Origin of the sequence: Actinomyces dentalis DSM 19115 (assembly GCF_000429225.1) — a bacterium.
Lineage (GTDB): Bacteria > Actinomycetota > Actinomycetes > Actinomycetales > Actinomycetaceae > Actinomyces > Actinomyces dentalis.
Genome location: NZ_AUBL01000078.1, coordinates 1 through 6,779, shown reverse-complemented (window position 1 = coordinate 6,779; position 6,779 = coordinate 1). Strand labels below are relative to the sequence as shown.

7 protein-coding genes and 1 pseudogene are annotated in these 6,779 nt (G+C 71.3%); 4 read left to right on the top strand and 4 right to left on the bottom strand.

Features of this window, described 5'->3' with window-relative positions; all coding sequences use genetic code 11:
- Positions 1–558 (top strand): annotated as a pseudogene (locus tag G446_RS19545) (transposase); the annotation flags it as partial.
- A gap of 485 nt (positions 559–1,043) precedes the next feature.
- On the opposite strand, the gene G446_RS0113030 reads toward G446_RS19545, so the two are convergent.
- Both G446_RS0113030 and G446_RS0113025 read right to left on the bottom strand, forming a co-directional pair.
- Positions 1,044–1,364, bottom strand: a complete 321-nt coding sequence (locus G446_RS0113030; RefSeq protein WP_211228308.1) for a HepT-like ribonuclease domain-containing protein — start codon at positions 1,362–1,364, stop codon at positions 1,044–1,046.
- A 19-nt stretch (positions 1,365–1,383) separates the two neighbouring features.
- Positions 1,384–1,680, bottom strand: a complete 297-nt coding sequence (locus tag G446_RS0113025; protein WP_034470673.1) for a nucleotidyltransferase family protein — start codon at positions 1,678–1,680, stop codon at positions 1,384–1,386.
- Positions 1,681–1,797: 117 nt separating this feature from the next.
- Between G446_RS0113025 and G446_RS0113020 the strand changes: the two genes are divergently transcribed.
- Positions 1,798–2,427, top strand: coding sequence for an HAD family hydrolase (locus G446_RS0113020; protein WP_026410464.1), 630 nt, complete (start codon positions 1,798–1,800; stop codon positions 2,425–2,427).
- 27 nt (positions 2,428–2,454) lie between these two features.
- Positions 2,455–3,075 (top strand): hypothetical protein, encoded by a 621-nt coding sequence (locus tag G446_RS0113015; RefSeq protein ID WP_156916679.1) that lies wholly within the window; start codon positions 2,455–2,457, stop codon positions 3,073–3,075.
- A 282-nt stretch (positions 3,076–3,357) separates the two neighbouring features.
- Here the strand turns inward: G446_RS0113015 and G446_RS17995 are convergent, their stop codons facing one another.
- On the bottom strand, positions 3,358–5,706 hold the full coding sequence (locus G446_RS17995; RefSeq protein WP_051286008.1) for a glycogen debranching protein: 2,349 nt from the start codon (positions 5,704–5,706) through the stop codon (positions 3,358–3,360).
- A gap of 290 nt (positions 5,707–5,996) precedes the next feature.
- Between G446_RS17995 and G446_RS0113005 the strand changes: the two genes are divergently transcribed.
- Positions 5,997–6,524, top strand: coding sequence for a hypothetical protein (locus tag G446_RS0113005; protein ID WP_026410462.1), 528 nt, complete (start codon positions 5,997–5,999; stop codon positions 6,522–6,524).
- Between the two features lie 99 nt (positions 6,525–6,623).
- Here G446_RS0113005 and G446_RS21155 read toward each other — a convergent pair.
- Positions 6,624–6,779: VOC family protein (locus G446_RS21155; RefSeq protein WP_034470669.1), on the bottom strand; the 156-nt coding region annotated here is incomplete at its 5' end.

Genomic DNA, 6,779 nt, shown 5'->3' with positions numbered 1-6,779 from the left:
ACGCGCACGCCGGCATCAGGGCCGCGGTCAGGGCGATCCTTCCCGGGGCGTCCTGGCAGCGCTGCCGCGTCCACTTCGCCCGCAACATCACCTCCAGGCTGGGCTCGGCCCGATCCAAGCCGGTCAACGCCCTGGTCTCCACGATCTTCGCCCAGACCAGCAGGGAGGCGGTGGTGGCCCAGTACCAGCACGTCATCGACGCCTTGAGGGACGCGTTCCCCGAGATCGCCCGGATGTTGATGGACGCCGAGCCGGACCTGACCGCGTTCGCCGCCTTCCCCCGGGAGCACTGGACCAAGATCTGGTCCAACAACCCCATCGAGCGCCTCAACCGCGAGATCAAGCGCCGAGCAGACGTGGTCCAGGTCTTCCCCGACAGCGACTCCGTCACCCGCCTGATCGGATCCGTCCTGTCAGAGCAACGAGGAGTGGCAGTACGGCGAACGCCGCTACCTCTCCCAGACCTCCCTGCAGCGCCTGACCGACATGCTCCAGGCCGACAACAGCACCGGCGCCAGCACCGGCGGCCGCCCCGCCCTGCCCCCCATCACCACCTGACCGAAAGAACACCACACCAAGAGACTTGACCATTCGGACAAACGCCGCCGCGGGCCCCGGGAGTGGGCCACGGGCCGGGCGGCGGCGGGAGATGTTCCGGCGCCCCCGCCCCCGCTCCGCCTCGATAGCGCATCTCGCATGGTGGGACGGCGTCTCGCATGTCGTGACGCGTCCCGGCTCGCGAGATCGTCACTTAACCCGCGAGCACGTCACTTAACCCGCGAGCACGTCACTTAACCCGCGAGATCGCCACTTAACCCGCGAGCACGTCTGCCAGAGGGACGTGCTCGCGGGTTAAGTGACGTGCTCGGCGGCTACCCGGCGATCTCGCGGACCGCGGCGGCGGGCGCCGACCCGCCCCGGACGCCGAGACGTGCACTTCGCGCCCGAGAACGACGATCGGACCGCCGTGATCCAACCGCGCACAAGCGGTCCGCACAGGAGAGCACCGCCATGAGCCCGCTGAACAACCTTCCCGGTGAGCCTCACTGGCCCCCCGGGTCCAGGGCCGACAGAATTCCGTTCAACCGGGCCAGAAGATCAGGCAGATCGTCCACAGCGGTCACAACCAGAATCTCCATGTCAGTGGACCAGTAGCCGTGAACGATCCGGTTACGCAGACCAATGGGACGGCGCCAGGCGATGTCGGCATGCCGATCCCGGAATTCCTGAGGCAGTCCGGCGGCGGCTTCGCCGAGAACTGTGTAGTTCCACATGAGGGCGTCGGCCCTGTTGCGATCCTGTTCGATCTCGGCGCGACTCGACGTTCCGACGATGTCGATGATCCGCACGACGGCGTCGCGCATCTCATGGAGGTACAGGTACTCAGGCCGCCGCATAGAGCGGCTCGGCCTCCGCCATGACCCGGTCGCGAATCATGGGATGGAGCGAGCGCCGCGAGACCAGGTCGACGGGCCTGTGGAAGACCTCCGTCAGAGACTCGACGAGGTCCTCGACCTCCCAGCCGAGCGCGCGCCCACCCTCCAGCGTGTACAGCAGGTCCACATCGCTGTCCGGGCGCTGCTCCCCCCGGGCGACGGACCCGAAGACCTCCAGGCGCGCGATGCCGTAGCGCCGGCACAACTCGGCCAGGCGCGAGGCGTCGATCCGCAGGTCCTCCACGCGGGGAAGTGTACGGGGGCGTCGAGACAAGGATCAACGTCGAGCGGGGATCCTGGGCCACCGGATCAAGGGGCCCAACGGCCGGTGAGACGGAGGATTTCCGGCGACAATGGAGCCATGCGTCACATCATCTGGGACATGGGCGGTACTCTCGTCAACACCTACCCCGAGGTCGACCGCGTCCTGTGCGAAGCGGCCTTCGGGGACGCCGAGCCCGAGCACGTCAGGCACGTGACCTCCCTGACCCGCCGTTCGATCGCCCACGCCATCGCCACCCTCGCCGTCGAGCACGACCTCGCACCGCGGGTCTTCGAGGAGGCCTACGCCGGGCTCAAGGAGCGCTGGCGCCACCGCCCCGCCCCCGTCATGGACGGGGCCCGCGAGGTGATGGCGCGGGTGAGCGGGCTCGGCGGCCTCAACCTCGTGGCCACCCACCGCGACCGGGCCAGCGCCACGGACCTGCTGCGGGCCCTCGACCTCACGGTGGACGACATGGTCTGCGCCCCCGACGGGATCGCGCGCAAGCCGAGCCCCGCCATGAACCTCCTCCTGGCCGAGCGCCACGGGCTGGACCCCGCCGAGGTGCTGTGCGTGGGGGACCGGCCCATCGACGTGATGGCCGCGCGCGCCGCCGGGATGGCGGCGTCGCTGCTGGTGCGTCCGGGCACCTCGGTCACCCTGCCCGACGACGCCCCCGGCGCACTGGTCGTCGCGAGCCTGAGGGACCTGCTCGCGCTGCTGGACTGAGGCCGCGCCGTCTGCGACCCTACCTTCATGAGCGACGAAGCCCCTGACGACCGCGAAGGCCATGCCCCTGACGACCGTAAGGGCGGTGCACCCGGCGCCCCCGACGGCGGCCCCGCCCCGCGAACGGCGGTCCCGACCGGCTCTCCCGACGAGTCCTCCGCCCGCACCGGCCGCGCCCCGCGGGAATCGGGGCACGGGTCCGCGGCCGCGGCTCCGGTCGGGCGTCGCGCCCCAGTGGGCCGGCTGGCGTGCGCCGCCGTCTGCTGGCTGTGCGCCCTGATCTCCACCGGCCATCTGCTCGCCGGGGACTGGTCCGAGATCTCGAAGCATCCCGCGGGCTTTTCCGACTTCCTGTGTCTGCCGGCCCTGTCGACGGGCGCGCTCACCTCCATGGCCGGGCTGTTCGCGTGCCTCATGCTGTGGGGCTCACTGGGGGATATCGGCGTGGCCGTCTTCGGCGTCGCGATGGCGGCGGTGGCCGGGGCCATCTCCACCATCGCGGGGGCGGCCTTCGATGCCGGTTCCACGGACAGCAACCCGTTCTACGCGCTCGCCGGCCTCCATCTGTTCGCGGCGCTCTTCCTGTGCGCCCACATCAATAGGTTCGCGGGCCGGAGCGGAGCCGTCACCGGCGGCCGCCGTCAATGAGCGCGAACATCGCGTCGTCGGTGATGACGGTATTCCGCCCTGGCGACGAGACGTCCGTATTCGCGCCCGGAAGAAGATCCGGCGACTCCCGCAGACCCTTCGGGAGGAGAATGCGCCCTCCGGAATCAATCGGAATTCCCACGGGGCGGACCCATCATTCGATTCCCATTCGAACGCGGGTGCCGGGCCCCCTCGCCGCGGAAGCGGAGAAGGGGCCCGGCACTGCCTGCGCTACCGGCGTTCAGCGCGCGGCGCGGGACTCGGGTGCGGCGCTACCGCCGCTCAGCGCGCGGCGCCGGGCCGCGGGCTCGGGCTCCTGTGCCACACGACGACCGACCACGGCTGCACCGCGACGCCGTCGGCGACGATCTCGCCCTCGCCCTCGGGCCAGCAGTTGTCGTCCTTCTCCGACCCCACGGCGGTGTCGACCAGGCGCCGCCACACGTCGCCCCCGCCGGCCGCGGGCACCCGGAAGTCGACCGGGTCCGGGCTCATATTGATCATGACCCAGAAGCCGTCGTCGGGCGCATCGATGTGCACCGCGAGCGCCCGGTCGCCCTCGCGGGGGGAGCCGTCGCCGTCGGGCGTGCGGAACAGGTAGGAGACGTCCTCGCCCCCGGCCTCCAGGTCGCCCCAGGCGGCCCGGCACAGCGCGGGGTGGCGGTGGCGCAGCCGCATGAGGAAGGTGGCGAAGCGGAACAGCGGGTTCACCCGCTCGTCGCGGCTGTCGAACACGCCCAGGTTGTCGTGGTAGGCGGCGCCCGTGCCGTCCTCGACGGCGACGCGCTGGGGGGCGCTGGTGGCGATCATCGCGTAGTTGTTGCGCATGGCCGGCGAGTCCAGCGCCCACGGGTTGTTGTTGCCGTTCTGGGTGCGGCCGAACTCGTCGCCGGCCACCACCATGGGCACGCCGCGCGAGAGCATGAGGATCGCCCACAGGTTGCGCAGCCGCTGGCGCCGCAGGGCCGGATCGCCCCCGGAGTCCCACGACATGTTGTCGTCGCTGCCGCCGTCGGAGGGGCCGAAGGGGTAGGGCTGGTCGTTGTTCTTCGTCTGGTAGCTGACGAGGTCGGCCAGGTTGAAGCCGTCGTGGGCGACGATGAAGTTGATCGACTTCTGGGGGCCGCCGTTGTCCTCGAAGTGGTGGTAGTCGCCGTTGACCATGTCGAGGAAGTCGGTGGTGTTGCCGTCGCCCTTGGTGAAGCGGCGCACGGCGTCGCGGTAGCGGCCGTTCCACTCGCCCCAGCCGCGGGGGAAGTTGCCCACCTCGTAGCCCCACAGGTCCCAGGCCTCGGCGATGACCTCGAGGTTCTCCTTCTCGGCCAGGGAGGCGATGCCCGTGAGCAGCGGGTGCTCGTTGAAGAAGCGCTTCTGGGCGCCCCAGTCGTCGGGCTCGGCGTCGCGGGGGCTGCGGCCCAGCACGGTGGCCAGGTCGAAGCGGAAGCCGTCGACCCCCATGTCGTGGCTCCAGTAGTGCAGGGAGTCCAGCACCAGCCAGCGGGCCATGGGCGAGGAGTAGTTGATCTGGTTGGAGGTTCCCGTGGCGCCGTCGACGAGGATCTTGTCGCGGGTCATCTGGTAGTACTCGGCGGTGGCGAAGCCGCCCAGGGACGTGAAGCCGGTGGTGTTCACGTCGCCGTTCCAGTTGCCGCCCTCGGCGGTGTGGTTGTAGACGACGTCGAGGTAGACCTCCATGCCGGCGTCGTGGAAGGCGCGGACCATCTCCTTGAACTCGCGGGTGGGCCCGCCCCAGCTCTTGTCGGCGGCGTACCGGCGGTTGGGGGCGAAGAACGACAGGGTCATGTAGCCCCAGGCGTTGGTGGCGCCAGCCCGGCCGGTCTCGGAGGCGTTGGTCTCGTGGACGGGCAGGAGCTCGATGGTGGTGACGCCGGCGGCCTTGAGGTAGGGGGCCAGGAGCCCCGCGCCCTTGTAGGTGCCCTGGTACTGGGCGGGGATGTCGGTCACGCCCTCGAAGCCGGGCTCGCCGGCCAGCAGGTCGGCCAGGCGGGCCGCGGAGGGGTGGCCGGTGAGCTGGGTGACGCCGGCCTCGTAGATGATGGCCTGCTCGGGCGGCAGCTGCGGCTTGCCGTCGGGCGCGGCGCTCTCGGCGACGACAATGCCTTTGGGGGCGTAGGGGGCGGTGTCGATCCGACGGCGGGGCGCGCCGTCGACGAGCTCGCCGCCGGTGCCCAGGACCCCGTCGTCGACGCCGAGGCGGCCCAGGGCGTCGGTGTAGACGTTGTGGGTGATCTCACGGGAGTAGGGGTCGAAGAGGACCTTGTTGGGGTTGAACCGGTTGCCCTGCTCGTCGAGGTCGGCGATGAAGCCGGCGTCGGAGCCGGGGGTCCAGGCCTCGTCGTAGGGCCAGTTGGGGCCCCAGACGCGGAAGCCGACGAGGGCTCCGGACTCCAGTCCGCCCAGTCGGGCGCGCCATATGCCGTCGGCGCCGCGGGCGGGCAGGAAGGCGGCCGAGGCGGTGGCGCCCAGGGCCTCGGGGTAGATCTCCAGCTGGACGCGGGTGGCGGCGGGGGCGTAGACGGCGAAGGTGACGCCGTCGGCCCGCAGGTGGGTGCCGAGCGGCCAGGTGGCCTCGGCCCAGGTGGTCTCATCGAGTGCGGTGATAGCAGACATGCGGGGCATGGTGGCATCGGAGTCTGGGCGCGGGCTGATCGCGGCCCGCTCCGGCCCCGTCCGGCCGGGAGGTTCTGCTCACACTGCTCGGGCGGGGGGCGGAGGACGACGGCGGACGGCCTGTCGGGGCGACGGCGGGCCGGCGGGGCCCGGTGGTACGACGGACGACGGCGGCCGGGCGACGGGGCGACGGCGGCCGGGCGGCCGGGCGGCCGGCCTGTCGGGGCGACGGCGGCCGGGCGGGCCGGACGACCCGCGTTCCGCGCGCACCGGCCGGTTACATTGTGGGAATGTCCCACCGCACGCACGAGTCGGATCCCGACGACATCGATATCGACGACCTGTACAACTTGAAGGGCTCCCCGAACACGGGCTCCGGAGGCTCGGACTCCTCGCACCCGTCCGCGCCCACCGCAATCGCCCTGATCGTCTGGGGGCTAGCCGCGATACTCGCCCGGTTCATCCACACTGTGGAGTCGCCCGTGTACATGTCCCGGTCGTCGCACGACAACGTCGACTTCTACATCGACATCGTCTACGCGACGGCAGGGGTGGAGTTCCTCCTGGCGATCATCGGGGCTCTGGCCGCGCTGGCGCTCGTGGCCACTGAGCCCGGCAGGAGGAGGATCGGCGCCGCCATCGTGAATATCGTCCTGGCCGGACTGGCCCTGTCCGTCTTCCTGAACAACTGGATCGTCCTGCTGTTCGAGAGCCCCGTCCGCCAGGAGGTGTGGTGGGGCGGCCTTCTCATGGGCGTCTGCCCGGTGATCGTGCTCGCCGCCTCGATCGTCGAACTGCGCCGCAGTGCCGCCCGCTGAGCCCGGCCCGGGCAGCGCGGAACCGTCGGGGCTCCCGCCCGCCGGCGGTCGCAGGACCGCAGGGGCGGGAGCCCCGACGCCCCGCGGCGCCCGCCGGGTCTACTCCCCGACGCCGGCGCCGTGGAAGACGGCCTCGAGGTTGTGCCCGTCGGGGTCGCGGACGAAGGCGGCGTAGTAGCCGGGGTGGTAGTGCGCCCGCTCCCCCGGTCCCCCGTTGTCGGTGCCGCCCGCCGCCAGGGCCGCCCGGTGGAAGGC